Here is a 26024-nt window from a genome sequence, read left to right on the forward strand (position 1 = left end):
GACAGCACACCCGGCCGCCGGTCTTGCAACTCAATGAGGAGATAACAATGCGAGCATCCCTGCACCGCCGATTCACCGGCCCTCTGGCCATCCTGGCGGCATCCAGCTTCCTGATGGTCGGCTGCTCCGGCACCGCCGACCCCAACGACCCCAACGCCGGTGGCGGCGGCGGAGCCGAGGTCGGCACCGCCGACGGCGTCGTCAACGTCTACGGCACCATCAACGGCGACGAGGCGACCCTGCTCGAGGAGAGCTGGGCCGACTGGGAGACCGAGAACGACATCGACATCAAGTACACGGGCGACAAGGAGTTCGAGAAGCAGATCGGCATCAAGGTCCAGGGTGGCGACACCCCCGACCTCGCGATCTTCCCTCAGCCCGGTCTGCTCGCCGACACCGTCGCCTCGGGCAAGGTGCAGGAGCTCCCCGAAGACGCCCTCGCCAACGTCAAGGAGGGCTGGTCGGAGGACTGGCAGAAGTACGGTCAGGTCGACGGCACCCAGTACGGCGCCCCCCTGATGGCCAGCGTCAAGGGCTACGTCTGGTACTCCCCCGCCAAGTTCGAGGAGTGGGGCGTCGAGGTCCCCAAGACGTACGACGAGCTCGTCGAGGTCTCGAAGACCATCCAGGAGAAGAGCGGCGAGGCGCCCTGGTGCGCCGGCTTCAACTCGGGCGAGGCCTCGGGCTGGCCCGGCACCGACTGGATCGAGGACCTCGTGCTGCGCGAGGCCGGACCGGACGCCTACGACTCGTGGGTCGCCGGCGACACCGAGTTCACCGACCCCGACGTCAAGGCCGCGTTCGACTCGGTCGGCACCATCCTCCAGGACCCCGAGATGGTCAACGCCGGCTACGGCGACGTGAAGTCGATCAACTCCACGGCCTTCGGCGACGTCGCCACCAACGTGGCGAACGGCAGCTGCGCCCTGACCCACCAGGCCTCGTTCTTCGAGGGCTTCCTGACCGCGGCGAACAACGCCGACGGACAGCCCGCCACGGTCGCCGAAGACGGAGACGTCTGGGCCTTCCTCACGCCGCCGATGGCCGAGGGCGACCCCGCCGCCGTCACCGGTGGCGGCGAGTTCGTCGCCGCGTTCTCGAACGACGACGACACCGCCAAGGTCCAGGCCTACCTGGCCAGCGCCGACTGGGCCAACAGCCGCGTCTCGCTCGGTGGAGTCATCTCGGCCAACCAGGGCCTCGACCCCGAGAACGCCGGAAGCGACCTGCTGAAGAGCGCCGTCGAGATCCTGCAGGGCACCGACACGACCTTCCGCTTCGACGGCTCCGACCTGATGCCCAAGTCGGTCGGCTCGGACTCGTTCTGGAAGGGCATGGTCGACTGGATCGACGGCTCGGACACCGAGACGGTCCTCGAAGAGATCCAGGCCGGCTACACCTCGTAACACCCCGCTGATCAGGGGCCACCGCTCGTCGGTGGCCCCTGACCCCGCGCCCGCACGACCCCGCACGACCCGCTCGCAGCGTCGCGAGCGGCCCCGGTCGCGCGAACGCCTGCTCCTTCATCGGAACCCGAACGTGAAAGGACAGCGATGTCCAGTTTCTTCCAGTGGCTGGCGGGGATCCCTCCCCTCGCCCAGATCCCCCTGATCCTCCTCGCCTTCACGGCCCTGGTCGGCATCGTGCTCGTCTTCGTCGAGTTCGCGCCCCGCCGCGGTCGGCAGTACACGATCCTCCGGCTCGCCGTCTGCGTGCTCGTCCCCGTCGTGGTGCTCTTCGCCTTCGGCCTCTACAACTCGGTCATGTGGGTCGCCGTCATCGCCGCCGTCCTCGGCGGCGGGCTGTTCCTGCTCGACTACCGCTCGAAGCGCGGCGCCGGATACTCACTGCAGCTCATCGGGTTCATGGCCCCCGCGGTCTTCTTCCTGATCATCGGTCTGATCTACCCGACCATCACGACCGCCGGTCAGGCGTTCATGAAGAACGACGGGTCGGGCTTCGCCGGCATCGACAACTTCATCTGGGTGTTCACCAGCCCCGACGGTCTGACCGCCTTCGGCAACACGCTCATCTGGGTGCTGCTGGCCCCCATCACGGCCACCGCCATCGGTCTCGCCTACGCGGTCTTCATCGACAAGAGCCGCGGCGAGAAGTTCCTCAAGCTGCTGGTCTTCATGCCCATGGCGATCTCGTTCGTCGGCGCGTCGATCATCTTCAAGTTCTTCTACGACATCCGCCAGGGCGAGCAGATCGGTCTGCTGAACGGCATCCTCGTCGCGTTCGGCGGGCAGCCGGTCGACTGGCTCGGGTTCGAGCCGTGGAACACCCTGCTCCTCGTGATCGTGCTCATCTGGACCCAGGCCGGCTTCGCCATGACGGTGCTCTCGGCCGCGATCAAGGGCGTGCCCGCCGAGCAGCTCGAGGCCGCATCGCTCGACGGGACCAACGGGTTCCAGGCCTTCCGCCACATCACGGTGCCGGGCATCCGGACCACCATCATCGTGGTGCTCACCACGATCTCGATCGCGTCGCTCAAGGTCTACGACATCGTCTCGGCCATGACCGGCGGTCGCAACGACACGACGATCCTCGCGTTCGAGATGGTGCGGCAGTTCCAGCTCGGCAGCCGCACCGGCTACAGCTCGGCCCTCGCCGTGATCCTGTTCATCCTCGTGCTGCCGATCGTCATCTACAACGCCCGCCAGATCCAGAAGCAGAGGGAGATCCGATGACCGCCACCCCCACCCCGGTCGGTGTCGCCGTCACCCCGGGCACCGAGAGCCAGCTCCAGCGCGGCGTCGCGAAGATCGAGAGCTCGAGCGGCAAGCTGAAGAAGGGCACGACCAGCCGCGGCGCCACCATCGCCGCGCTGATCATCGCCGTCGTCTGGACGCTGCCGACCGCCGGTCTGTTCATCTCGTCGTTCCGCCCCGCGAACGACATCAAGACCACCGGCTGGTGGACGGTCTTCGCCAACCCCGGCTTCACGCTCGACAACTACGTCAACGCGCTGAACTCGGGCGACAGCCTCACCCTCGGCAAGGCGTTCCTCAACTCGCTCGTCATCACGCTGCCCGCGGCGCTGATCCCGATCACGATCGCGAGCCTCGCGGCCTACGCCTTCGCGTGGATCGACTTCAAGGGTCGCAACACGATGTTCGTGCTGGTCTTCGCCCTGCAGATCGTGCCGATCCAGATGGCGCTCGTGCCGCTGCTGCGTCTGTTCTCGGACGGTCTGCAGATCGGCGGGCTGTACATCCTGCCCGGGCTCGGGGTGAACGGGCTCGACGGCTCGTTCGCCAAGGTGTGGATCGCTCACACGATCTTCGCCCTCCCGCTGGCGATCTTCATGCTGCACAACTTCATCTCCGAGATCCCCTCCGAGGTCATCGAGGCCGCCCGCATGGACGGCGCCGGTCACGGCCAGGTGTTTTTCCGCATCGTGCTGCCGCTGTCGATGCCGGCCATCGCCTCCTTCGGCATCTTCCAGTTCCTGTGGGTGTGGAACGACCTGCTCGTGGCGACGGTGTTCACCTCGGGGCAGGGGTTGCCGATCACGAAGGCCCTGCAGGACCTCTCGGGTTCGTACGGCCAGTCGTGGGAGCTGCTCACGGCGGGGGCGTTCATCTCGATCATCGTCCCGCTGATCGTGTTCTTCGCCCTGCAGCGGTTCTTCGTCCGCGGCCTCCTCGCCGGAGCCACGAAGGGCTAGCCCTCCCCTGAGACCCCGGCAGGTCGCTGAGACCCCCGTGCGCGCACGGGGGTCTCGGCGATTCGCCGGGGTCTCGCTGCGCCGCCCCCGCTCAGGAGGCGCGGGGCGCGGGGGCCGGAGCGCTCGAGCCCGCGACGTGCAGCACGCACGGCAGCAGCACCTGCGTCAGCTCGGCAGCCGCGTCGGCACCCGTGCCCGCGTCCGTGCCATCACCGGCGGCGCCGGCAGCACCGGCACCCGCGTCGAGCCGGGCGACGAGCGCCTCGACGGCGAGGCGCGCCATCTCGGCCCCGGGCGCGTTCAGCGTGGTCATGGCCGGCTCGGTCGCGGCGCCGGCGGCGGTCGACGAGGCGAGCAGCACGACCGAGACGTCGCGCGGCACCTCACGCCCGGTCTCCGCGAGGCCGCTCTGCAGGCCGCCGGTCGCGTCGTCCTTCAGCATCAGCACCCCGGTGACGTCCGGCAGCGACTCGACCAGCTCGCGGGCCGCCTGCCGTCCGCCCGCGGCGGACTGCCCGCTCGTGACGATCGCCGAGCGGAGTCCGCGCCGCGCGATCGACGTGCGGAACGCCTCCTCCGTGCGGGCCGTCGGCCCATAACCGACGATGGGGGTTCCCGCGAAGTCCTCGAGCACGAGGCCGATGCTGCGGTGACCCAGCGACTGGAGGTGATCGAGGCCCTGCTCCACCGCCTCCTCGAAGTCCATGTCGACGTAGGGCACACGGTCGTTCTGCGAGGTGCGCCCCATCGACACGAACGGGAGGCCGAGCTCGAGCAGCGCCTCGACGCGCGAGTCGCGCAGCTGCACCTCCATGACGAGCACGCCGTCGAAGAGGCGCCCCGACACGAGCTCGCGCACGTCGTCGTCCGTCTGCCCGGTGGGCCAGAGCACGAGGTGGTAGCCGAGCTCGGAGGCGCGGGTGGCCGCGTTCATGAACATGTGCAGGGCGATGCCGCCCAGCCGCTGCTCGAGTGCGGGGAAGAGCAGGGCGATGATGCGGGTCCGCTTGCTGGCGAGGGCACGGGCGACGACGTTGTTCGTGTAGCCGAGCTCGCCCATGGCGTCGGTCACCCGCCGGTGGACACCGGCCGACACGCTGCGCGACCCGTTCACCACGAACGACACCGTGGCGATCGACACCCCCGCCCGTGCGGCCACCTCTCGCATGGTCGCCACGTCTCTCCTTCGCTCGTCACCAGGCTAGTGCGGTGGACCCGCAGCGCGGACATCGGACGGATCCGTGTTAACCGCTTTACATGTAAAGCGGTTAACTGCTAGCTTCCCTGCAACGGAGCAGCGACGTCGCACTCCGCCTCTCGGGTCGACCCCCGCGTGGCCGACGTCGCCGGCCGCCCACCAGTCACCGAGAGAGAGCTGAGCAATGAAGCCTGCATCGATCCGCACCAGAACCCTCACCGCGACGGCGCTCGTCGCCGTCGTCCCCCTCGTCCTCGCCGGGTGCACCGGCGGAGGAGGCGGCGGGGGCGCGGCCGGCGGCCCGGTCGACAAGATCACCGTTGTCGACTACTACGGCGAGAACGACGAGAAGGTCATCACGACGTTCCTCGACCAGTGCGGCGCCGAGAACGGCGTCGAGATCGAGCGCACGATGGTGCCCGGCGGCTCGCTCATCCAGCGCGTGCTGCAGCAGGCGTCGTCGCGCACCCTGCCCGACGTGCTCATGCTCGACAACCCCGACCTCGCGCAGATCGCCGAGACGGGCGCCCTCGCCCCGCTGTCGCAGTTCGGGCTCGACGCCGAGGGCTACGCCGACGGCGTCGTGCAGTCGGGCACCTACGACGGCGAGCTCTACGGCCTCGCGCCGACCGTCAACACCATCGCGCTGTTCTACAACGTGAAGGCCCTGGCCGACGCCGGCGTCGAGCCGCCCACCACGTGGGACGAGCTCGAGACCGCCGCCGCCGCCCTCACCACCGGCGACCGGTACGGCATGGCGGTCGACGCCAACGCGACCTACGAGGGCACCTGGCAGTTCCTGCCGTTCATGTGGTCGAACGGCGGAGACGAGAAGGACATCGCGACGCCCGAGACCGCCGAGGCGCTGCAGCTCTGGACCGATCTCGTCGCCGACGGCTCGATGTCGAAGAGCGTCGTCAACTGGACCCAGGCCGACGTCAACGACCAGTTCATGGCCGGCAAGACGGCGATGATGGTGAACGGCCCGTGGCAGCTGCCCGCGCTGAACGCGCAGACCGCGGTCGAGTACGGCGTGACCACGATCCCCGTCAAGGACGCCTCCGACACCGCGGTCGCCCCGCTCGGCGGCGAGGTGTGGACGGTGCCGCAGACCGGCGACGAGGCCCGTCAGGCCGTCGCCGCGAAGGTCGTCGAGTGCATGAACTCCGACGAGAACCAGCTCGCCATGGCCGAGCAGCGCAACACCATCCCCTCGAAGACGTCGGTCGCCGCCACCTACGCCGAGCAGCAGCCCGAGCAGGAGGCGTTCGTCACCCTGGTCGCGGGCGCCCGGTCGCGCACGGCGGAGCTCGGTGCCGACTGGCCCGCCGCCGCCACGGCCATCTACACCGCCGTGCAGGCCGCGCTGACCGGCCAGTCCTCGCCCACCGAGGCCCTCGACGACGCGCAGCCGAGCGAGTGACATGACCACCGCCTCCTCGCTCGACACCCGCCCGGTCGCCGGCGCCGAGACCCCGGTCTCGCGTCGGCGGCCCGGCCGCGGCGGCTCCGGCTCGTCGCGCCCCGGCTCGTCGCGTCGCAGCACGGCCCGCCGCTGGGAGCGCGTCTCGCAGCTGCTGTTCGTGCTGCCGGCCGCCGCCTTCATCGTCCTGTTCTTCGGCTACCCGGTGCTGAAGAACCTGATCATGAGCTTCCAGGCGTACACGACGACGACCTTCTACACGGGCGAGGCGCCCTGGGTCGGGCTCGCCAACTACGCCGAGGTGCTCGGCTCGCAGCTCTTCGGCACGGCCCTGCTCAACACGGCGCTCTTCACCGTCGGCTCGATCGTCGGCCAGTTCGTCATCGGGCTGCTCTTCGCCCTGTTCTTCCGCCGGGCCTTCCCGCTCAACGGGATCCTGCGATCGCTCCTGCTGCTGCCCTGGCTGCTGCCGCTGATCGTCTCGAGCGCGATCTGGAAGTGGATCCTCGACCAGGACTCGGGGGTGCTCAACCAGTTCCTCGGCACCTTCGGCGTCCCCGCGGTGCCGTGGCTCACGAGCCCGAGCGTCGCCCTGCTGACCGTCGTGCTGGTCAACATCTGGATCGGCATCCCGTTCAACACGACCATCCTCTACGGCGGTCTGCAGGACATCCCCACCGAGCTCTACGAAGCCGCCTCGCTCGACGGGGCCACGGGCTGGAAGGGCTTCCGGCACGTGACGTGGCCGCTGCTGCGACCGGTCGTCAGCGTGGTGCTCGTGCTGGGCGTGGTCTACACGATCAAGGTGCTCGACATCATCCTCGGGCTGACGAACGGCGGGCCGGCGAACGCGACGCAGACCATCGCGACCCAGTCGTACAGCCTCTCGTTCCAGCAGTTCGACTTCGGGTCGGGGGCGGCGCTCAGCAACGTGCTGATCGTCATCTCGGCCGTGTTCGCCGTCGTGTACCTGCGACTCAACCGGAAGGCCGTCGATGAGTGAGACAGCCCTGCGCGTCCCGAGCACCCGGGCCGTCGCCCGTCGCGGCTCCGAGAGACGCCGACCCCTCTCGCGCCCCGAGGGGCCGAGGAAGTACCTGCTCACGGCCGTCGGCGTCCTGCTGCTCGCCGTGATGCTGTTCCCCGTCTACTGGATGGTCAACATCTCGCTGCAGCCGGCGGGCTCGGCCATCGAGGCCTCGTGGTTCCCGTTCGAGGCGCAGTTCGGCGGCTACGCCCAGGCGCTGGCCGACCAGGGCGGCAACCTGGTCACGAGTCTCGTGATCGCGCTCGGCAGCGTCGTGCTCAGTCTCGTGATCGCGACCCCCGCCTCCTACGCCCTGGCGCAGTTCAAGGTCCGAGGCGTCAACGCGGTGCTGTTCGCGATCCTGATCTCGCAGATGATCCCGGGGATCGTCGTCGCCAACGCGCTCTACGCGGCGTACAACGACATCGGCCTGCTCAACACGATCCCGGGGCTGATCCTGGCCGACTCGACCGCGGGGGTGCCGTTCGCGATCCTGATCATGCGGGCGTTCATGCTGAACATCCCGCCGTCGATCATCGAGGCGGCGAAGGTCGACGGAGCGAGCGACCTGCGGGCGTTCCGCAGCATCGTGCTGCCGATCAGCCGCAACTCGATGATCACCGCCGGGCTCTTCACGTTCCTGTTCACCTGGAGCGACTTCCTGATGGCGCTGACCCTCACGACCACCGCCGACATCCGCCCCATCACCCTCGGCATCTACCAGTACATCGGCACGTACACCGCCGACTGGTCGACCGTCATGGCCGCGGCCGTGCTCGCGTCGCTGCCCGCCATCGTGCTGCTGCTCGCGGCGCAGAGGTACATCGCCGCCGGGGCCACCGGCGGGGCCGTCAAGTGACGACGACCGACGACCACGAACGACGAACACACCACCTGAGAGAGAGAACACCGTGACCACGAACACACCCGGCCCCCTGCGCGTCACCGTCTGGGGCGAGAACGTCCACGAGAAGGTCGAGCAGCACGTCGCCGACCGCTACCCCGACGGGATGCACGGGGCGATCGCCGCCGGCCTCGGCGAGAACCTGCCGGACGCCGTCGTCCGCATCGCGACCATGGACCAGCCCGAGCACGGCCTCACCGAGGAGCTGCTCGCCGACACCGACGTGCTCACCTGGTGGGGTCACGCGGCGCACGGCGACGTGGACGACGAGATCGTCGAGCGGGTGCACCGGCACGTGCTCGCCGGCATGGGCCTGATCGTGCTGCACTCCGGCCACTGGTCGAAGATCTTCACGAAGCTGATGGGCACGACCTGCACGCTGCGCTGGCGCAGCGAGCACGATCAGGAGCTCGTCTGGACGGTCAACCCGCAGCACCCGATCACCCGCGGCGTGCCGAACCCGATCGTGATCCCCGAACAGGAGATGTACGGCGAGTACTTCGACGTCCCGACGCCCGACGAGCTGATCTTCATCTCGGGCTTCACCGGCGGCGAGGTGTTCCGCAGCGGCATGACGTACCGGCGGGGCTTCGGTCGCATCTTCTTCTTCTCGCCCGGCGACCAGGACTTCCCGGTGTACTTCCACCCCGACGTCCGCCGCGTCATCTCGAACGCCGCCGAGTGGGCGCGCCCCGACCGCGAGCGCGAGACGCCGACCCTGCTCCGCTACGACCTCGGCGAGTACTTCGACGGCAAGGACTACTCGGGCCCGATCGAGGAGCCGGCCGACGCATGAGCGCCCCGATCCCCGTGAACGAGACCCCCGCAGCCGAGTCCGCACCCGCACCCGGCGGCTTCCGCCGCGTCGACCGCCGAGGAGGCGCGCTGCGGGTCGTGCAGGTCGGCGCCGGCGAGATGGGGCGGGCCTGGCTCCGCACCGTCGCCGACTCCCCCGACGTCGAGCTGGTCGGCATCGTCGACCTCGATCTCGACGCCGCCCGCGCCGGAGCGCAGCACGCCGGTCTGCCCGATCTGCCCGTCGACCGCGACCTCGCCGCCCTGGTGGCCCGGGTCTCGCCCGACGCCGTCCTCGACGTGACGGTGCCGGTGGCGCACCACCCGGTGACGATGCAGGCGCTCCGCCTCGGTCTGCCGGTGCTCGGCGAGAAGCCGGCCGCGCAGAGCGTCGCCGAGGCCCTGTCGCTGACGGCGGCCGCCGAGGTGACGGGCGAGCTCTTCATGGTGTCGCAGTCGCGTCGCTACAACGACCAGCTGGTGGCGCTCAAGGCGCACGCCGAGCTGCTCGGCGAGGTGGGCATGGTGTCGACGTCGTTCGCGAAGGCGCCGCACTTCGGCGGGTTCCGCGAGCAGATGGACGACGTGCTGCTGCTCGACATGGCGATCCACGCGTTCGACTCGGCGCGCTATCTGATCGGTCGCGACCCGGTGTCGGTGTGGTGCGACTCGTGGAACCCCTCGTGGTCGTGGTACCGCGGAGACGCGGCGGCGAGCGCCGTGATCGGCTTCGAGGGCGGGGTCCGCTACAGCTACGACGGCTCGTGGTGCAGCCCCGGCGTCGAGACCTCGTGGAACGGCGCCTGGCGCGTCTCGGGCTCGGGCGGCACGGCCCTGTGGTCGGGCGACGACGAGCCGGTCAGCGAGATCGACGGCGCCCCCGGCGTCCCCGAGGCGCGACCGAGCGTGGGCGTCGAGATCGCGGGCTCGCTCGCGGCGTTCGCCCGGGCCCTCCGCACCGGCGAGCGCCCCGACGGCGAGGTGCACGGCAACGTGATGAGCCTCGGGATGGTCGAGGCGGCGATCCGGTCGACGCGATCCGGCGAGCGCGTGCTGGTGGACGACGTGCTCGAGCAGGCGCACCGCGAGGCCCTCGCGGCCGAGCGCGACCCCGAGGTGCGGGCGCGTCTCGAGTCGTGGACCTCGGTGCGCGCGGCCCTGCAGGGCGGGGCGTCGGCGACCGGGGCGGGCGCGGCCGACCCGGCCGGCGCCTCCTCGGCTCCGGAGCGGGAACGGCAGGAGGCGCGGTGACCGGGCAGGGCCGCCTCCGCTTCGCCCTCGTGGGTCACGGTTTCATGGGTGCGGCGCATTCGCAGGCCCTCCGCGTCGCCCCCGCCTTCTTCGACCTGCCGCTGGCGCCCGTGATGGCGACCCTGGTCGGTCGCGACGTCGCGGCCACCCGCGCGGCAGCCGGGCGGTGGGGGTGGGGGTCCACGGCGTCCGACTGGCGCGACGCGGTCGACGACCCCGACATCGACGTGATCGACATCTGCTCGCCGGGCTCGACGCACGTCGACATCGCGGTGGCCGCGCTCGAGGCCGGCAAGCACGTGCTCTGCGAGAAGCCGCTGGCCAACACGGTGGCCGAGGCCGAGCGGATGGCCGAGGCGGCCCGGCTCGCAGCCGAGCGCGGGGTCTTCGCGATGGTCGGCTTCTCGTACCGGCGGGTGCCGGCCGTGACCCTGGCCCGCGACATCGTGGCGGCGGGGCGCATCGGCGAGGTGCGTCAGGTGCGGGCTCAGTACCTGCAGGACTGGCTGATCGACGAGCAGGATCCGATGACCTGGCGGCTCGACAAGGCCGTCGCCGGTTCGGGCGCGCTCGGCGACATCGGGGCCCACGCGGTCGACGCGGCGCAGTTCGTGACCGGTCGGCGTCTCACCGACGTGTCGGGCACGCTGCACACCTTCGTGACCGAGCGGCCGCTGGTCGACGAGACCGTCGTCACCTCGGGTCTCGGCGGGGTGGCCGGCTCCGAGCGGGGTCGGGTGACCGTCGACGACGCCGCCTGGTTCACGGCCCGACTCGAGGGAGGCGCGATCGCGTCGGTCGAGGCCACCCGGTTCGCGACGGGTCGCAAGAACGCCTTCCGGCTCGAGGTCTCGGGCTCGCGGGGCGCCGTCGCGGTCGACCTCGAGCGGCCGAACGAGCTCGAGGTGCTCGAGGTCGACGGGCCCGAGTCGGGGTTCCGCCGGGTGCTCGTGACCGAGCCGCAGCACCCGTACGTCGACGCCTGGTGGCCGGCCGGCCACGGGCTCGGGTGGGAGCACGCGTTCACGCACCAGCTGCACGACCTCGTCGTGGCGCTGGCCGCCGGCACGCAGCCGGCCCCGTCGTTCGCCGACGGCCTGCAGGTGCAGCGCGTGCTGGCAGCCGTCGAGGCGTCCGACGCCGCGGACTCCGTCTGGCTGCCCGTGGAGCCGACCCGCGCCTCCTGACCCGCCGCGTATCGCGCACTCTGCCCAGACCCCACGAAATCACTGAGACCCCCGTGCGCGCACGGGGGTCTCAGCGATCTTCCGGGGTCTCGCGTCAGCCCTTCACGCCGCCGGCGCTCAGGCCCGACTGCCAGAACCTCTGCAGGAAGAGGAACGCCACCACGAGCGGCAGGATCGACACGAACGACCCCGTCAGCACGGTCGAGAACAGCACCTGGGCACCGCCTCCGCCGGTCGCCGCCTGCTGCCACTGCGCCAGGCCGACCGTCGCCGGGAACAGGCTCGGGTCGTTCAGCATGATCAGCGGCAGGAAGTAGTTGTTCCAGGTCGAGACGAGCGCGAACAGCAGCACCGTGACGATGCCCGGGGCGAGCAGTCGCGACGAGATCGTCAGGAAGATGCGCAGCTCGCCGGCGCCGTCGATGCGCGCGGCCTCGAGCAGGCTGTCGTCGACGGCCTCGCTCGCGTAGACGCGCATCAGGTAGACGCCGAACGGGCTGACGAGCGACGGCAGGATGATCGCCCACGGGGTGTCGACCAGGTTCGCGGCGCTGAACAGCAGGTACGTCGGGATGGCCAGCGCCGTCAGCGGCACCATGACCGCCCCGAGGATCAGCCCGAACACGAACGACCGGCCCCGGAAGACGTACTTCGCGAGCGAGTAGCCGCACATCGTGGCCAGCAGCGCCGCGCCCACCGAGCTGGCCACGGCGTACAGCACCGTGTTGCCCATCCACTGCAGGAAGATGCCGTCCTGGAAGGTGAACAGCTGCGCGATGTTGTCGCCGAGCGCGAAGGTGCGCCCGAACGCCAGGCCGAACGTGCTGAAGATGTCGCCGTTCGTCTTCGTCGCCTGGATCGCGAGCCAGACCAGCGGCAGCAGGAAGTACGCGAGCGTGATCCAGAGGATGACGGTGAGCAGCGGCGTCTTCCGTTGGGAGCGCTCGACGCGACGACGGGGGCGTCGCCGACCCGCGCCTCCCGAGCTCTGCAGCCGGTCGGCGGGCCGGTCGACGGCGGTCGCGCCGGCGGTGTCGACGGGTGCGGGTGCGATCGTCACGACAGTCGCTCCTTGCGTGAGGTGGCGAGCTGCACCACGTAGCTGATGATCATGATGAGGAACCCGAGCAGGAACGCGATGGCCGCGGCGTAGTTGACGTCCTGGTTGCGGAACGCGACGTTGTACGCGTAGAGGTTCGGCGTGAAGTCCGAGCCGATCGCGTTCGGCGCGATGCTGTAGAGCAGGTTCGGCTCGTTGAACAGCTGGAACGACCCGATCACCGAGAAGATCACCGTCAGCAGGATCGCCGAGCGGATCGCGGGGATCTTGATGCTCCACGCCACGCGCCAGGGCCCGGCGCCGTCGATCTCGGCGGCCTCGTACATCTCGGTCGGCACGCTGCGGAGCGCCGCGTAGAGCACGATCATGTTGTAGCCGATGAACTCCCAGCTGACGATGTTCATCGTGCTGCCGAGCACGTTCTGCGGCGAGAGCAGGTCGGGGGCGGGCAGCCCGGCGCCCGTGAGCACCTGGGCGATCAGCCCCGACTCGCGGCCGTACAGGTAGCCCCACATGAGCGTCGCGACGACACCGGGCACGGCGTACGGCACGAAGATCGCGAGACGGACGAACTTGCTGCCCGCGACCCGACCGGTGTCGAGCGCGAGGGCGATGAACAGGGCGATCACGAGCATGATCGGGACCTGCACGAACAAGAACAGCGCGACCCGGCCGAGACCGGCCCAGAAGCTCGGATCGTTCAGGGCCCGCTCGTAGTTGGCGAGCCCCGAGAAGACCTGCCCGCCGACCAGCTGCGACGTGAACGTGCTGAGGTACCCGGCGTAGCCGAGCGGCACGAGGAACATCGCGGCGAAGACGATCAGGAACGGGATGGCGAGGGCCCAGGCGGCGATCAGCTGGGGCCGGTGCAGCGTGCTGCTGCGTCGTGCGGTCGGGGGGCGGGTCGAGGAGGCGCGGGTCGCGTCGCGACGAGGGGTGACGGAGGTGGACATGGGGCTCCTTGCCGGGCTGGGCGGAGCCGCCCGCCGCCGCCGCCCGAGGGGGCGGGTCGACGACGACGGGCGGCTCCGGTGAGCGCTACTGGACGGTGAAGCCCTGCTGCTTCGCGTAGGCGGTGACGTCGTCCTGCCAGGCCGTGAGGGCGGCGGACATGTCGTCGTGGTCGGCGATGGCCTTGCCGAGCGTGTCGTTGTAGCTCGAGTAGACGTAGTCCATGAACGGCAGCCACTGGAAGTCGGTGCTGACCGTGTCCGAGACGCCGGCGAAGAGCTCGTTGACCTTCTGGCCGCCGTAGAACTCGCTGGCCGTGCCGGTGAACTCGTCGCTCGAGAGGGTGTCCGTCGTCGTCGGGAACAGGAACTGCTCGTTCGCGAAGGCGAGGGTCGACTCGGGGTCGCTGTTGAGGAACTTGCTGAACTCGGCGGCCACGATCGGGTTCTGGGTGCCGGTGATCACGGCGTCGGACGATCCGCCCCAGTTGCCCGAGACGTCGTCGCCGGCCTCCCACTGGGGGATCTTCGCGGCGGTCCACTTGCCGCTGGTGTTCGCGGCCGTGCCCTGCAGGAACACGGGACCCCAGGCGGCGGTCTGCCAGCTGGCGTACTTGCCCGACGAGAAGCCCTGGTACCAGGCGTCGGTGAAGTCGGCGTCGGTCGAGACGAGGTCCTGGTCGATGAGGTCCTGCCAGAAGGTGACGACCTTCTGCGTCTCGGCCGAGTCGAGGTCGATGCCGACGGTCTTGTCGCCGTCGTACGAGAACGGCTTGGCGCCGGCCTGCCAGAAGAGCCCGACGACCTGCCCGGGGTCGTTGCCCGGCAGGTTCGAGATGTACGAGCCGGTCTCGTCCTTCACGGTCTTCGCCTGCTCGGCGAACTCGTCCCACGTGGCGGGCGGGGCGGTGATGCCGGCCTGCTCGTAGATGTCCGAGCGGTAGAGGTTGCCGAGCGGACCGGAGTCCTGCGGCACCGACCAGACGCCGCGGTCGTCGGCGACCTGGTTCCAGACCCACTCGACGTACTTCGACTCGAGCTCCGCGCCTCCGTACGGGGTCAGGTCGACGAGGCTGTTCGTCTGACGGAACGACGGGATGTACTGGTACTCGATCTGCGCCACGTCGGGTGCGCCCTTGCCGGCCTTCAGCGCCGTGCGGAGCTTCGGGTACTGCGCCGTGCCCGTGCCGACGTTGACGACGTCGACGGTGATCTTCGGGTACTTCTTCTCGAAGAGGTCGACCTCCTTCTGGATGTCGGGCACCCAGGTCCAGAAGGTGATGGTCGTCTCGGTGTCCATCGCGGTGTCGATGTCGGCCTGCGAGACGGGGGCGGTGGTCTCGCCGCCACCCGCGCCTCCTCCGCCGCCGGGGGCGCACGCGGTCAGCGCGAACGCCGATGCGAGGGCCAGGGACACGAGCGCCGTTGCTGTGTTCTTCCGCTTCATGGTCTTCTCTCTCGGGGTGCGGCGTCTCGGGTGAGACGCCGGGGTCGGGGGTGTGTGGTGTGGGGGTCGGGACCGCCGGTCAGTGCACCGGGGCGTCCTCGACGCGTTCGAGGACGTGGGCCGAGCGGGGGGCGAGGGTCAGGGTGCCGCCGGCCGCGACGACCTCGCCGGTCTCGAGGTCGCGGGCGGCGTGGGGCGCCGTGACCGAGGCCTCGTCGGCCGACCAGTTCGACACGAACGCGAGGTCGGCTCCCCCGGGGCGCGAGCCGGTAGTGACGGTGACCGTCTCGGTGGCGGCCCAGTCGACGGCCGCCGTCTGCGGGACGAGCCAGCGGGCGATGCTGCGCGACAGCTCGGGGTTCGGCACGGTGGCGACGTAGCTGACGCGACCGGCCCCGGAGGCGCGGGTCGTCATGACCGCGTCGGCGCCGATCTCGGTGGCCGGGAACCGCACGAGCACCTCGGCGTCGTCGACCTGCAGCACGTCGGCCCAGCGGGTGCCGGCCGAGCCGGGCTCGAGGGCGAGGCCGTCGGCGGGACCCGCGGTGCGCACCTCGAGCGGCGCGTCGAGGTTCGTGTACTCCTCGTACCAGACGCCCGCGGGGCCCGAGAGCCGGGCGGGGGCGACGTCGCGGCGGGCCCGGGCGAGCTGGTCGCCGTAGGCCGTGCGGACGCCGAGCACGAGGTGCCCGCCGGCCTCGGCGTAGGCGACGAGCGCGTCGAGGGTCGCGTCGTCGACGACGTAGAGGCCGGGCACGACGAGCACGGGGTGCTCGGCCGCGACCGCCGCGGGGTCCGCGGCGGCGAACTGCTCGACGTGCTGGATCCGCACCTGCGCACCCGACTCGGCGAGGCCCCGGTAGTGGGCGTCGAAGAGGTGCAGGTACGAGTCGGGGTCGGGGCCGCCGTCCGGCAACGGCAGGGGCGGGTATCCCTCGAACGACCACTTGGTGTCGGTGGACCAGAGCATGAGCACGTCGGCGGCCGGCGTGAATCCGTCCACCGCGCCTCCCACCTTCTTGAGGGTGGCGCCGAGGGCCGCGACCTCGCGGTGGATGCGCCCGGGGCGCTGGCTGTGCGGCAGCACGCCGCCCCAGTAGGTCTCGACGCCGAAGTGCAGCGTGTGCCAGTGCCAGTACTCGACCATCCGGGCGCCGCGGGCGACGAGCGCGAGCGCCGCCTGCTTGATCTGCCCGTCGAACGGCGGGTGGTTCTGCCAGGGCCCGCCGATCGACTGCGCGTTGGTCTCGGTGACGAGGAACGGCGCCTGCGCCGACGAGAACGCCCGGTCGCCCCACTGGTGCAGGGCCCAGACGCCGGTGTGCCACCAGCCGGCCTCGCGGGGGATCTCGACGCCGCGGGTCAGGCCGTCCTGCATCTTGTAATAGGGGTTGCCGGCCGTCACGTCGAGGCTCTTCACGAGCCGGTCGTCGGCGACCTGGGGGCGGGCGTACGAGATGCAGGTGGTGACGAACTGGTCGTCGCGGGCGTACTCGCGCACGACGTCGGCCTGCCAGGCGATCAGCTCGTCGGCGAGCTCGCCCTGGAACCGGCGCCACTCGAGGTCGTACTGCGGCTGCACGTTGCCGTCGGGCCGCCAGAGCTGCGACCACTCGGTGATCCGGTGCGACCAGTAGACGAGACCCCACTCGTCGTTGAGGCTCTCGACCGTGCCGTAGCGGCGCTGCAGCCAGGCCAGGAACCGCTGGAAGACCTGCTCGTTGCGGGGCAGCTCGTTGCCGGGCTCGTTGTCGACCTGCCAGCCGACGACGGCGGGGTGGTCGGCGTACCGGGCGGCGACCCGGCGGACGACCCGCTCGGCGTAGAAGCGGTAGGCGGGGTGGCTCTGGTCCATCTCCTGGCGGGCCCCCCAGCCGGCACGGACCCCGGAGGTGCGCTCGGCCGCGATCTCGGGGTGCAGCACCTGCAGCCACGGCGGAACGGCGTAGGTGGGCGTGCCGAGGATCACCGAGATGCCGCGCGAGTGGGCGCCGTCGAGCACGGGCTGCAGCCAGTCGAGGTCGAACTCGCCCTCGCGGGGCTCCCACGTCGACCAGACCGACTCGCCCACGCGGATCACGGTGAAGCCCGCCTCGACCATGAGGTCGAGGTCGCGGTCGAGGGTGCCTGCCTGCTGGTACTCGGCGTAGTAGGCGGCCCCGAAGAGGACTCCGGAGTGGCGGGGTGCTGACGTCATCGTCGACCTGTCTGCTCGTGCGGATCGTCGTCGATCCGCGGCTGCTGGCGTGCTGGTGGTGCGCGGTGATCCGGCGATGTTGTCGATAACATCGGCGTTGATGAGGAAGTTAGTCGAGCCGTCGATGTCGCGCAAGAGGCAATCCGGCGGCGTGACCCGACCGTGATGCGGCGGTGGGCGACGGGGCCGTCGGCGGCCGGCGGTGCGGCGCGGGTGGCTGCGTCTCGCGTGGCCGGTGCCCCCGCGATGCGCCTCGGACGGCGACGACGCGTCAGGCGCGGGGCGGGGCCGTGGAGGCGCGGGTCACCAGGGCCGGGGTCGGCACGTGGATCACGGGGTCGGTCTCGCGCCCCTCGATGCGGGCGATCAGCGAGCTGACCACGAGCACGCCCTCGCGGGCGAAGTCCAGGTCGACCGTCGTGAGGGGCGGGACCATGTAGCGCGCCTCCGGGGCGTCGTCGTTGCCCACGACGCTGACGTCGCCGGGCACCGAGACGCCGGCCTCGGCGAGCGCCGCGAGCAGACCCATCGCCATGGTGTCGTTCGCGACCGCGACGGCGGTGGCGCCTCCGTCGCGGGACCGACCCGCGCCTCCCGGGGTGCCGAGCGCGCCCTCGTCGAGCAGACGGCGGGCCGCGGCGAAGCCCGACTCGGCCGACCAGTCGCCCGTGGCGCTCGAGACGACCTCGCCTCCCCCGGCGGTGAAGGCGACGGTGAAGCCCTCCTGGCGCTCCCGGGCGACGAGCCACTGCTCGGGCCCGGCGACGTAGGCGGCCCGGCGGTGCCCGAGCTCGATGAGGTGCTCGGCGGCGACGCGACCGGCGCGGACGCCGAGCGACTCGCCGGTGCCGTCGACGACGAGGCCGAAGTCGCGGCCCACGGGCATCGAGATGTCGCGCTGCTCGACGGCGGTGCGGGCGATCGCGGTCTGGGCCATGAGCACGAGCCCGGCGATCTGCTGGCTGAGCACGAGATCGAGGGCCTCGCGGACGCTGCGCTCGTCGCCGCCGTCCATCGTGACGATGTCGGTGACGTAGCCGAGGTCGCGCGCGGCCTCGGTGGCGCTGGCGATCGTGCGGGCCGGCCCCGAGAGGTGCATGTTGTCGGCCAGGAGCGCGATGCGGTTCGTGCGCTTGAGGCGGAGGAACCTCGCTGCGCTGTTCGGCCGGTACTCCAGCTCGGCCAGGGCCGCCTCGACCTTGGCGCGGGTCTCGGGCCGGATGCCCTCGAAGCCGCGCAGGAACCGGCTCACCGTCTGGTGCGAGACGCCCGCTCGGGTCGCCACGTCGTAGATCGTGGCGTCGGGCATGCCCCGAGGGTAGTGGGCGCGGGCCCGCCCCGCGCACGCGACATCGGTCAGAAGACGCCCCTCGGAGGGCGCCGAAGGGCGGCTTCTGCCCACCCTCGCCGTGCCGTGCCGCGCCGCGCCGCGCCGCGCCGCGCCGCGTGGAGCCCACCTGCTCTCGTGCCCCGCGCCTCCTGGACCACGAACCGCGAACGCGAACGCCGCGCGGAACCCGATCAACCGGGGTTCATCGTCGCGGTTTCCGGCAAGCGGGCGCAGGTCAGCGGGGCTGCGCGGGGTTCGTCGGGTCGCCCTGCGACGGCGGGTTCATCGCCGGCCCGCTGGTGGACGGGTCGACCGGCGAGCCTCCCGCGGCCGCCGCCCCGACCGACGGCTCGTCATCGGGCAGACCGCCGCTCGGCCGGGCGCCGGCGCGGAGGCGCGATAGCCGCGCCTCGAGCAGCTGCACGACCGGCAGCCGGTCGCCGTGCGCCCTCTCGTGGTCGAGCAGCGCCGTCACGCCGGTCTCGTCGAGGGAGTGCAACCGCGTCTCGAGGGTGCCGAGCGGCAGGTGGTCGTAGTCGGGCAGGGGCAGGTCGGACTTCTCGGTCATCGGATCTCCTCGTCATCTCGGGAACAGGGCGTGCGGTGCGATCAGGAGGCGCGGTGCGATCAGGAGGCGCGGTGCGAGCAGGAGGCGCGGCGCCGGAAGACGCGGCGCCAGCCGGAAGGCGCGACGCCACCGCTGAGCCGGCGTCGCCACGGGCCTCAGCCGGCGTCGCCCCCGCCCCCGCCCCCGGGCGTCGGCGGCCCGACGGGCCAGCGCAGCAGCGCCCCGATGCCCCCGTCGCCGGGCAGCGACCCGGCGCTCGCCAGCACCACGCGGGCATCGGTGAGCAGGGCCGCCCTCGCGAGGGCGGAGGCGGCCGGCAGCTCGCCGAGCACCTCGGCGTCGAGCGCGCCCTCGGGCGCCGATGCGACCCAGGGGACGTCGCCGAGCGCGAGCAGGGTGCGGTCGTCGAACGCGTCGGGGTCGAGCAGCAGGGTGTCGACCTGAGCCGAGGCGAGCGCGGTCACGACCTCGCCGAGCCGGTCGACGGCCGTCCCGTCGCCGCGACCGAGGCGGGCGCGCAGCAGATCGAGCGAGTCGTGCACGCGCTGGGCGACGATGCGCGCGAGGGCCACCTCGACCTGCGACACGAGCGCGTCGTCCGCGGCGTCGGGGGCCCGCGTGTCGGAGGGGACGACCGAGAGCATCGCCCTGGTCTCCTCCGACAGCTCGAGCTCGAGCAGCTGCCGTGCGCGGATGTCGCCCGCGACCACGACGAGCCCGGCCGACGTCCGGCGCACGGTCGCGTCGATGGCGGCGCCGAGCTCGCCGACGTTCTGCCGCCAGAGCTCCTCCGTGTGCGACTGCATGCGCTTGTGCGCCCATCCGCCGCCCCGGATCTTGTGCAGGGTGTCGGTGCGTCCCTGCAGCTGCTGCTCGCTCTGCACCTCGCCGTGGCCGAAGCGGTACACGCGGAACCCGCCGCCGTCGCGACCCACCTCGACCACGAGGAACGTCAGGTCGAGGGGCCGGTGGGCCACCAGCGGCAGCACGTCGGGCGCGAGCCCGTGGCCGATCCGGTCGGAGGCCTTCGCCGGACCGGGCAGCACCTCGCTCACGACGACCTCGCCGTCCTGCACGAGCACGTACCGGCTGACCGGGGCGGCGACCCCGGGCGGTTCGATGAGCTCGTCGGCGATCGCCTCGGCGTCCGCCTCCGGGGCGCCACGGGCGACGAGCTCGTCGATGGTGGCGGTGGCGGTGCTCTCGGCCCAGCCCCGGGGGTCGTCACGGTCGGCGGACACGTCGCGGTACGCCCACGTCGAGGGTCGGCCCCCACGGAGGACGGGGGCGACGGCGTCGCGCATCCCGGTTTCGGTCATCGCTGCTCCTCGGCGACGTCGGTGACGGGCTGGCCGGGCGCTCCGGGGTCCGAGCCGTCGGGCTCGCCCCGCTCGGGCGAGACGTCGCTCGGGGTCTCGGTCGTCAGCACGACGGGGTCGGCGGTGAGCCCGGCGGCCGTCTCGCTGAGCGTGCTCTCGTCGCCCTCGGTGTCGGCGACGGACGCCTCGGGGGTGCTGTCGGTCGTGTCGTCGACGAGGGCGCCGTCCGTCCCGGAGGCCTGGAGCACCTCCGCCGAGTCGGTGTCGTCGGGCAGCGGCTCGGTCTGGCGCGCCTCGTCGACGTGACCGGCGCCTCCTCGGCCCTGCACGATGCCCTGGGCCTCGTGCCGCAGCTGCTCGTCCTGCTCGGGATCGTGCTTCGTGCTGCCTCGCTCGATCATGCGGCCACCTCCGTCGTCGTAGCGGTCGGATGGGCGCCGGGCACGGCGGCCGCGGCCCCGTGTCGGTGCTCGGCTCCGACGTGGCGCCTCATCGTGGAGGCCCTGCTCGCGACGGAGATCAGGAGGACGTAAGCGACGATGCGGGCGAAGCCGCGTGTGGGGATCGGCATGCCCCCCGTTCTAGGCCGTCGCGGCCGGACGACGTCGGGGATTGCCAAGCCGGGGAGGCGCGAGGTATTGAGACATCGTCAGCAAGTCGAAGGAGGCGCGGCTCGGTCGACGAGCGCCGGTCGTAGCCTGGGCGCATGAGCGACACGGACGAGCTGCGCGACCTGGTCGACCGGTGGGTGGAGGGATGGTCGATCTCACGGTCTGCACAGGCCTCGCGCGAGGGGTCGGGTGCGGGCTCGAGTGCGGGGTCGAACGGCGCGTGGCTCGTCGAGGTCGCGGCGGCGACGCGTCTGCGCGAACGGGTCGTCGCCGACCCGAGCGTGGCCGAGCTGCGTCGACTGGTGGCGGCGACGAGCGACCCGGCGACCTGGCTGTCCATCGTCGGAGAGCTCGACGACGGCCTGCTGGGCACCCTGAAACCCCTCGAGCCCGTCACGCACGCCGAGCGCATGATGACGACGACCCTGAGCAGGCGACCCACCTCTGATCAGGTGATCCTCGAGATGGACGGACGCGTCGCACACGCTCGGGTCGAGATCGGCGGCCGGGTCGCGGCTCGGGGGCAGGCCGTCGTCGTCGGTCGCCATGCCGTCATCGACCGCATCTCGACCGAGCCCGAGTTCCGTCGACGTGGCCTCGGCCGACTCGTCATGGCGGGTCTCGAGAACCGGGCCGTCGCAGGAGGCGCGACGATCGGCCTGCTCTTCGCCAGCGTCGACGGACGTCGGCTCTACGACGGCCTCGGGTGGCGGGAGGTCGCTCCCCTGGTGACCTACCGCGGCCGGCGGGCCGCCGGAGGCTAGCGGCGGCTTCGAGCGAGGGCCACGGCGAGCACGGTGATGACGACCCCGCCGACGGCGTACGTGATGCGGGTGCGGCGCCGGTAGTTCAGATGGGCACGGTCGGCGGTCTCGAGGGCGACGACCGCGGCGCTCTCGGCCAGGCCACGACCGGCCTCGGTGACGTCGCGGACGGCCTTCTCAGCACGGTCGACGAGGTCGTTCACGGTGGTCTCGGCGCGCTCGGCGAAACCACCCGCCGTCGCGCGGGCGCTCGACTCCGCACGCGCCCCGGCCTCGCGGGCGCTCGACTCCGCACGCGCGCCAGCCTCGCGCGCGCTCGACTCCGCACGCCCCGCGGCCTCGCGGGCGCTCGCGCCGGCACGCCCGGCAGCCTCGCGGGCGCTGGACTCCGCGCGCCCGGCCCCGTCGCGGGCGACCGTCTCGGCCCGCCCGGCGAGATCGTGCATCGCGCCGCGGGCCTGCGCTGGGATCGCGTCGGTCGAGTCGATGAGCTCGTGGGCCCTCCGGGCCGCTCGCGCGAAGAAGTCGCCATTGCCGTTGCCGTTGCCGTTGCTCATGTGGTTCTCCTCGCTGACCTCCGGTGGCATCCCGGGTCCGGCCATGCTCCTCCTCTCGTCCGGTCGGCGACCCGCACTGGCCGCTCGGCGCACGGGCCGGGCTCCTCCCCGGTCGCTGTGCCCGGCGGGCGCCTCCGCGCCGAGACCGGGCCGCGCCTCCTGCCCCTCCGCCGTGTCCGACTTGCTCCGCCACGACACCCGTCAGACTGGTGCGATGCTCACTTCTGTTCCGACGGGCGGCCTGCGGTGACGATCAGGCGCGGCCGCCCGAGATGGCGCGGCCGATCGCTGCTCGTGAGGGCCTCGCGACTCTGGGCCACCCGCCGACCGACGACGTTCACCGAGAAGGTCCGCTACAAGATGCTGCGCGACCACCGGCCGCTGGTGGTGACGTTCGCCGACAAGGCGGGCGTGCGCGACCACGTCGCCGAGCAGGGCTTGGCCGATCTGCTGCCCCAGGCCTACGCGATCGTCGACGACCCCGCCGCGCTGCTCGATCTCGACCTGCCCGAGTCGTTCGTCGTGAAGCCGACGCACGGCAGCGGCGCCGCGATCGTCGTCTCGCCCGATGCTCCGGCCGACGCCGTGCTGCCGAGAGCCGAGTGGGGGTGGGTCTACGCGCACGTACGCCCCGAGGCGGCGGACCGCGCGGCCCTGAGCGCGATCGCCGCCGACTGGATGACGAAGCTCTACGGCCGCGGCCCGAACGAGGAGTGGGCCTACAGCCGCATCACTCCGCGGCTGATCGTCGAGGAGGCTCTGTCCGGGCCGGGCGGCGGGATCCCCGACGACTACAAGTTCTTCGTCTTCCACGGGCGCGTGCGGTACATCCAGCTCGACTCGGGTCGGTTCGACACCCGCACGCAGGACTTCCACGACCCCGAGTGGAACCACCTGCCCCTCAGCGGCGGCCCCGCCTGGGCCGATCCGCCCCGCGAGGCGCCCGATCGTCTCGGGCGCATGATCGAGATCGCCGAGCGGCTCGGCGCGGGCACGGACTTCGTGCGGGTCGATCTCTATCTGCTGCCCGAGCGCATCGTCTTCGGCGAGCTGACGAGCTATCCGGCCGGCGGTCACAGCCCCTTCGAGCCGATCCGCTACGACGCCGAGTTCGGATCGCACTGGACGGTGCCGCGTCGGTACCGGGAGCGCGACCTAGCCCAGCTCGGCCAGCACCACCGACGCCACCCGGGCGACGAGCGCGTCGTCGTAGGCGGCGTCGGGGTCGTTCCGCTCGGTGAGGATCGTCACCACGATCGGGTCGCGGCCCGGCGGTGTGACGACGGCGACGTCGTTGCGGATGCCTCCCGCACCTCCTGACTTGTCGGCGACCGTCCAGCCGTCGGGGGCTCCGGCGCGGATGAGCGCATCGCCGGTGGTGTTCCCGCTCATCCAGTCGAGCAGCGTCGCGCGGTCGGCGGCGGCGAGGTGGTCGCCGGTCGCGAGCGCGGCGAGGTCGGCCGTGAAGGCGGCTGCGGTGGTCGTGTCGTCGGTGCTGCCCGGCTCGATCGTGTTGAGCGCGGGCTCGTCGGCGACGACCTCCGTGGTCGTGTCTCCCAGCTGCTCGAGTGCGCGGTCGAGGCCGGCGGGCCCGCCGATGCGGTCGAGAACGAGGTTGAGCGCCAGGTTGTTGCTGGTGCGCACGGCCGCCTCGGCGAGCGCAACGAGGCTCATGCCCCCATCGACATACTGGCTGGTCACAGGGGTGTAACCGACGGCTGCGACGTCGGCGGCCGTCCAGGTGACGACCTCGTCGCGCTGGTCGACCGGCACGTCGTGGAGGAACGCGGCCGCCGCGAAGACCTTGATGGTCGAGGCGTAGCCGAGCCGCTCCTCCTGCCGGTGCACCAGGGTCGCGCCCGAGCCGGTGTCGAGCGCGCTCACGCCGACGCGGGCGTCGAACTCGGCCTCGAGGGCGGTCAGCTCGGCCGAGGCGTCGGCTGTGGGCGCGGCGGGCGTCTCCCCCGCGGTCGCGGTCGCCGACGGCGCCGGAACCGAGGAGGCGCGGGTCGGCTCCGCACCGCCACCCGCCGATCCGCAGCCGGTCAGCCCGAGGAGCGTGAGCGTGGCGACGGCGAGGGCGGCTGACCGCGTGGTGCGAGGTCTCATGCCCCCATCGTGCTGCACCGGGCGGCAGGCGCATGACGGGCCGGCCGGCGAGCGGGGGGACTCGATCGGCCGGCCGTCAGAGGATCGTCAGCTGCCGATCCTGCCGTCGGCGGCGTTGCCGGCCTGCTCGATCTTGTCGTCGTGCTGGCCACCGGTCTTGTCGGAGGCGGCCTGCTCGGCCTTGTCGATGCCGGCGTCGGTGGCCTTCTCGCCCTTGTCGCTGTTCGCGGCGTTCTTCGCGTCGTCCAGGAGTCCCATGATGCGGTCCTTTCGTCGATCGACCCGCGCTGTGCGGATCGCCACCCAGTCGACGCCTCCCGCGGCGACTTCGCCCGATCTCGCCTGCGGGGTTGCGTCCGGCGGGTGCACCGGTGCCGGATCGGAGCCGTCGGGGCGCCCGCGGACGAGGAGGCGCGGCACAGCTGGTGAGGAACGGTGCGCCCGCCCGGGATCTCCTCCGATGCAGAACAGATCGGTATGGTTCTGCGCATGAGCGACGACCCCACGCGCGCAGCCGACGTGCTCGAGGCGCGACTCGATCGGCGGGACGAGTCGCGCCTGGTGCGTGCGGGTCGGCTGGTCGCCGGACTCCTCGGCGGAGCGCTCGCCTCCGACGGGGCCGCCGCCTCGGCGGGCGTGGACCTCGTCGTCAGCCGCCGCGACACGGGCCGAGAGGTCCTCCGCACCGAGGCCGGCACCCTCGAGGAGGCCGACCGACTGCTCGTGGCCGTCCGCCGTGATCTCGACTCGCAGTCCGTCACCGGGTTCGCCCGCGACTGGCACCTCTTCGACGACTGAGACCGACGCGTGAGCCGAGACGCCAGGAGATGGACACGACGCCGCAGTCGAAGCCGGCGTCGTGTCCATCTCCTGGCGTTCTACCCGCCGGCGCCGCCCGCTCCGCCGCCGGCGCCGCCCGCGCCGCCGACCTCGACCTCCCCGCTCACGATCGACAGGTGCGTCGCCGAGTTCCGCTCGGCCCCCGCCCCGTCGCCGGCGGCGATCGCCCGGGCGGCTCCGACGTGGGCGTCGAGCGTGCCGGGCGCCGGATCGGCGGGGGTGAGCCCCAGCTCGTGCCGCCCCTGCAGGATCTCGCGCACCGGGGCCGCGAGCTCGGCGTAGAGCAGATTGCCGCTCGCGACGAGCAGCAGGGTGTGGAAATCGATGTCGGCGGCGAGGTACTCGGCCGTGTCGCCGCGTCCGGCGCGACCGAGGCGGTCGAGCTCGGTGGCGTGGGCGACGAGTCCGGCGCGCTGCTCGTCTGACGCGTTCTGGGCGGCGAGACGCGCCGCGGCCGGTTCGAGCGCGGCCCGCAGCTCCATCAGCTCGACGAGCTGGTGACGACGGGCGGGTCCGGCCAGCGTCCATCGGATCAGCTGCGGGTCGAGCACCCGCCAGCGCGTCCGCGGAAGCACCGTGATGCCGACCCGGCGTCGCGACTCGACCATCGCGAGCGACTCGAGCACGCGGACGACCTCGCGCGTCGTCGTCCTCGAGACGCCGTGCTCGCGTTCCAGGCCGGCGAGGGTCAGGACCGTCCCCGGAGGCGGTTCTCCCGCCGCGATCGCGCGGCCGAGCGTCTGCACGAGCTGCGCGTGGGTGCCCTCCCGGGGGGAGGGTGACGTCGTCGAGACCATCCGTCGCGCGCCTCCTC

The 26024-nt window shown here is 71.8% G+C and carries 25 protein-coding genes and 1 pseudogene; 12 read left to right on the forward strand and 14 right to left on the reverse strand.

Translation table 11 applies throughout. The features are described from left to right. The first annotated feature begins 47 nt into the window (after positions 1-47). The 3 genes from ASF89_RS00420 to ASF89_RS00430 all read left to right on the forward strand — a co-directional run bounded on the left by ASF89_RS00420 (position 48) and on the right by ASF89_RS00430 (position 3673). Positions 48-1406 (forward strand): ABC transporter substrate-binding protein, encoded by a 1359-nt coding sequence (locus ASF89_RS00420; protein ID WP_055811056.1) that lies wholly within the window; start codon positions 48-50, stop codon positions 1404-1406. A gap of 147 nt (positions 1407-1553) precedes the next feature. Beyond that, on the forward strand, positions 1554-2693 hold the full coding sequence (locus ASF89_RS00425; protein WP_055798856.1) for a carbohydrate ABC transporter permease: 1140 nt from the start codon (positions 1554-1556) through the stop codon (positions 2691-2693). Beyond that, on the forward strand, positions 2690-3673 hold the full coding sequence (locus tag ASF89_RS00430; protein ID WP_055798857.1) for a carbohydrate ABC transporter permease: 984 nt from the start codon (positions 2690-2692) through the stop codon (positions 3671-3673). Before ASF89_RS00425 ends, ASF89_RS00430 begins: the two co-directional genes overlap by 4 nt. 91 nt (positions 3674-3764) lie before the next feature. Here the strand turns inward: ASF89_RS00430 and ASF89_RS00435 are convergent, their stop codons facing one another. Then, positions 3765-4841, reverse strand: coding sequence for a LacI family DNA-binding transcriptional regulator (locus ASF89_RS00435; protein ID WP_055812913.1), 1077 nt, complete (start codon positions 4839-4841; stop codon positions 3765-3767). Positions 4842-5055: 214 nt separating this feature from the next. On the opposite strand from ASF89_RS00435, the gene ASF89_RS00440 reads away from it, so the two are divergent. The 6 genes from ASF89_RS00440 to ASF89_RS00465 are packed head-to-tail and all read left to right on the forward strand — an operon-like array spanning position 5056 to position 11458. Next, positions 5056-6294, forward strand: a complete 1239-nt coding sequence (locus ASF89_RS00440) for an ABC transporter substrate-binding protein (protein WP_055811059.1) — start codon at positions 5056-5058, stop codon at positions 6292-6294. Position 6295: 1 nt separating this feature from the next. Continuing rightward, on the forward strand, positions 6296-7297 hold the full coding sequence (locus ASF89_RS00445; RefSeq protein WP_055798864.1) for a carbohydrate ABC transporter permease: 1002 nt from the start codon (positions 6296-6298) through the stop codon (positions 7295-7297). Then, positions 7290-8180, forward strand: coding sequence for a carbohydrate ABC transporter permease (locus ASF89_RS00450; RefSeq protein WP_055798868.1), 891 nt, complete (start codon positions 7290-7292; stop codon positions 8178-8180). Before ASF89_RS00445 ends, ASF89_RS00450 begins: the two co-directional genes overlap by 8 nt. Before the next feature lie 52 nt (positions 8181-8232). Next, positions 8233-9021, forward strand: coding sequence for a ThuA domain-containing protein (locus tag ASF89_RS00455; protein WP_055798871.1), 789 nt, complete (start codon positions 8233-8235; stop codon positions 9019-9021). Next, a complete protein-coding gene (locus tag ASF89_RS00460) occupies positions 9018-10271 on the forward strand; it encodes a Gfo/Idh/MocA family protein (RefSeq protein WP_082489669.1) in 1254 nt (417 codons plus the stop codon). The genes ASF89_RS00455 and ASF89_RS00460 overlap by 4 nt, the downstream gene beginning before the upstream one ends. Beyond that, complete coding sequence (locus tag ASF89_RS00465) at positions 10268-11458, forward strand: Gfo/Idh/MocA family protein (RefSeq protein ID WP_082489810.1); 1191 nt, start codon at positions 10268-10270, stop codon at positions 11456-11458. Before ASF89_RS00460 ends, ASF89_RS00465 begins: the two co-directional genes overlap by 4 nt. Before the next feature lie 94 nt (positions 11459-11552). Here ASF89_RS00465 and ASF89_RS00470 read toward each other — a convergent pair whose 3' ends face one another. The 9 genes from ASF89_RS00470 to ASF89_RS15515 form a co-directional block, all read right to left on the reverse strand. Beyond that, positions 11553-12518, reverse strand: coding sequence for a carbohydrate ABC transporter permease (locus ASF89_RS00470; protein ID WP_369814521.1), 966 nt, complete (start codon positions 12516-12518; stop codon positions 11553-11555). Continuing rightward, positions 12515-13471, reverse strand: a complete 957-nt coding sequence (locus tag ASF89_RS00475; RefSeq protein ID WP_055798875.1) for a carbohydrate ABC transporter permease — start codon at positions 13469-13471, stop codon at positions 12515-12517. The genes ASF89_RS00470 and ASF89_RS00475 overlap by 4 nt, the downstream gene beginning before the upstream one ends. An 85-nt stretch (positions 13472-13556) precedes the next feature. Then, positions 13557-14915: an ABC transporter substrate-binding protein gene (locus ASF89_RS00480; RefSeq protein WP_055811062.1), complete on the reverse strand. Its 1359-nt coding sequence runs from the start codon at positions 14913-14915 to the stop codon at positions 13557-13559. Between the two features lie 79 nt (positions 14916-14994). Next, positions 14995-17112, reverse strand: coding sequence for a beta-galactosidase (locus ASF89_RS00485; RefSeq protein ID WP_055811065.1), 2118 nt, complete (start codon positions 17110-17112; stop codon positions 14995-14997). Positions 17113-17383: 271 nt separating this feature from the next. Beyond that, the gene (locus ASF89_RS00490; protein ID WP_055811070.1) at positions 17384-18421 is read right to left on the reverse strand and encodes a LacI family DNA-binding transcriptional regulator; all 1038 of its coding nucleotides are present in this window, start codon (positions 18419-18421) and stop codon (positions 17384-17386) included. 256 nt (positions 18422-18677) lie between these two features. Beyond that, positions 18678-19010, reverse strand: coding sequence for a hypothetical protein (locus ASF89_RS00495; RefSeq protein WP_055811073.1), 333 nt, complete (start codon positions 19008-19010; stop codon positions 18678-18680). A 155-nt stretch (positions 19011-19165) separates the two neighbouring features. Beyond that, positions 19166-20329, reverse strand: a complete 1164-nt coding sequence (locus ASF89_RS00500) for a Vms1/Ankzf1 family peptidyl-tRNA hydrolase (protein WP_156463260.1) — start codon at positions 20327-20329, stop codon at positions 19166-19168. Then, entirely contained in the window at positions 20326-20730 is a 405-nt protein-coding gene (locus tag ASF89_RS00505) for a hypothetical protein (protein WP_055811080.1), read from the reverse strand. The genes ASF89_RS00500 and ASF89_RS00505 overlap by 4 nt, the downstream gene beginning before the upstream one ends. Beyond that, positions 20727-20900: a hypothetical protein gene (locus ASF89_RS15515; RefSeq protein ID WP_156463261.1), complete on the reverse strand. Its 174-nt coding sequence runs from the start codon at positions 20898-20900 to the stop codon at positions 20727-20729. The genes ASF89_RS00505 and ASF89_RS15515 overlap by 4 nt, the downstream gene beginning before the upstream one ends. Before the next feature lie 135 nt (positions 20901-21035). Between ASF89_RS15515 and ASF89_RS00510 the strand changes: the two genes are divergently transcribed. Then, positions 21036-21704 (forward strand): GNAT family N-acetyltransferase, encoded by a 669-nt coding sequence (locus ASF89_RS00510; protein WP_055811083.1) that lies wholly within the window; start codon positions 21036-21038, stop codon positions 21702-21704. Here the strand turns inward: ASF89_RS00510 and ASF89_RS15995 are convergent. Beyond that, entirely contained in the window at positions 21701-22261 is a 561-nt protein-coding gene (locus ASF89_RS15995; RefSeq protein WP_156463262.1) for a hypothetical protein, read from the reverse strand. The two genes, ASF89_RS00510 and ASF89_RS15995, sit on opposite strands and share 4 nt — an antisense overlap. A 294-nt stretch (positions 22262-22555) precedes the next feature. Between ASF89_RS15995 and ASF89_RS16000 the strand changes: the two are divergent. Further along, positions 22556-23374 (forward strand): annotated as a pseudogene (locus ASF89_RS16000) (ATP-grasp fold amidoligase family protein); the annotation flags it as partial. Positions 23375-23416: 42 nt separating this feature from the next. On the opposite strand, the gene bla reads toward ASF89_RS16000, so the two are convergent. Both bla and ASF89_RS15180 read right to left on the reverse strand, forming a co-directional pair. After that, complete coding sequence (bla, locus tag ASF89_RS15175; protein ID WP_082489670.1) at positions 23417-24370, reverse strand: class A beta-lactamase; 954 nt, start codon at positions 24368-24370, stop codon at positions 23417-23419. 87 nt (positions 24371-24457) lie between these two features. Further along, positions 24458-24628, reverse strand: coding sequence for an antitoxin (locus tag ASF89_RS15180; protein WP_082489811.1), 171 nt, complete (start codon positions 24626-24628; stop codon positions 24458-24460). Between the two features lie 231 nt (positions 24629-24859). Here ASF89_RS15180 and ASF89_RS00540 point away from each other — a divergent pair, with 231 nt between their 5' ends. Beyond that, positions 24860-25168 carry a hypothetical protein gene (locus ASF89_RS00540; protein WP_055811099.1) on the forward strand — a complete coding sequence of 103 codons (309 nt, stop codon included), beginning with the start codon at positions 24860-24862 and terminating at the stop codon, positions 25166-25168. An 80-nt stretch (positions 25169-25248) separates the two neighbouring features. On the opposite strand, the gene ASF89_RS00545 is transcribed toward ASF89_RS00540, so the two are convergent. After that, positions 25249-26007 carry a FadR/GntR family transcriptional regulator gene (locus ASF89_RS00545; RefSeq protein WP_055798907.1) on the reverse strand — a complete coding sequence of 253 codons (759 nt, stop codon included), beginning with the start codon at positions 26005-26007 and terminating at the stop codon, positions 25249-25251. Positions 26008-26024: the final 17 nt, after the last annotated feature.

It is taken from the genome of Frigoribacterium sp. Leaf172, assembly GCF_001424285.1.
GTDB lineage: Bacteria > Actinomycetota > Actinomycetes > Actinomycetales > Microbacteriaceae > Frigoribacterium.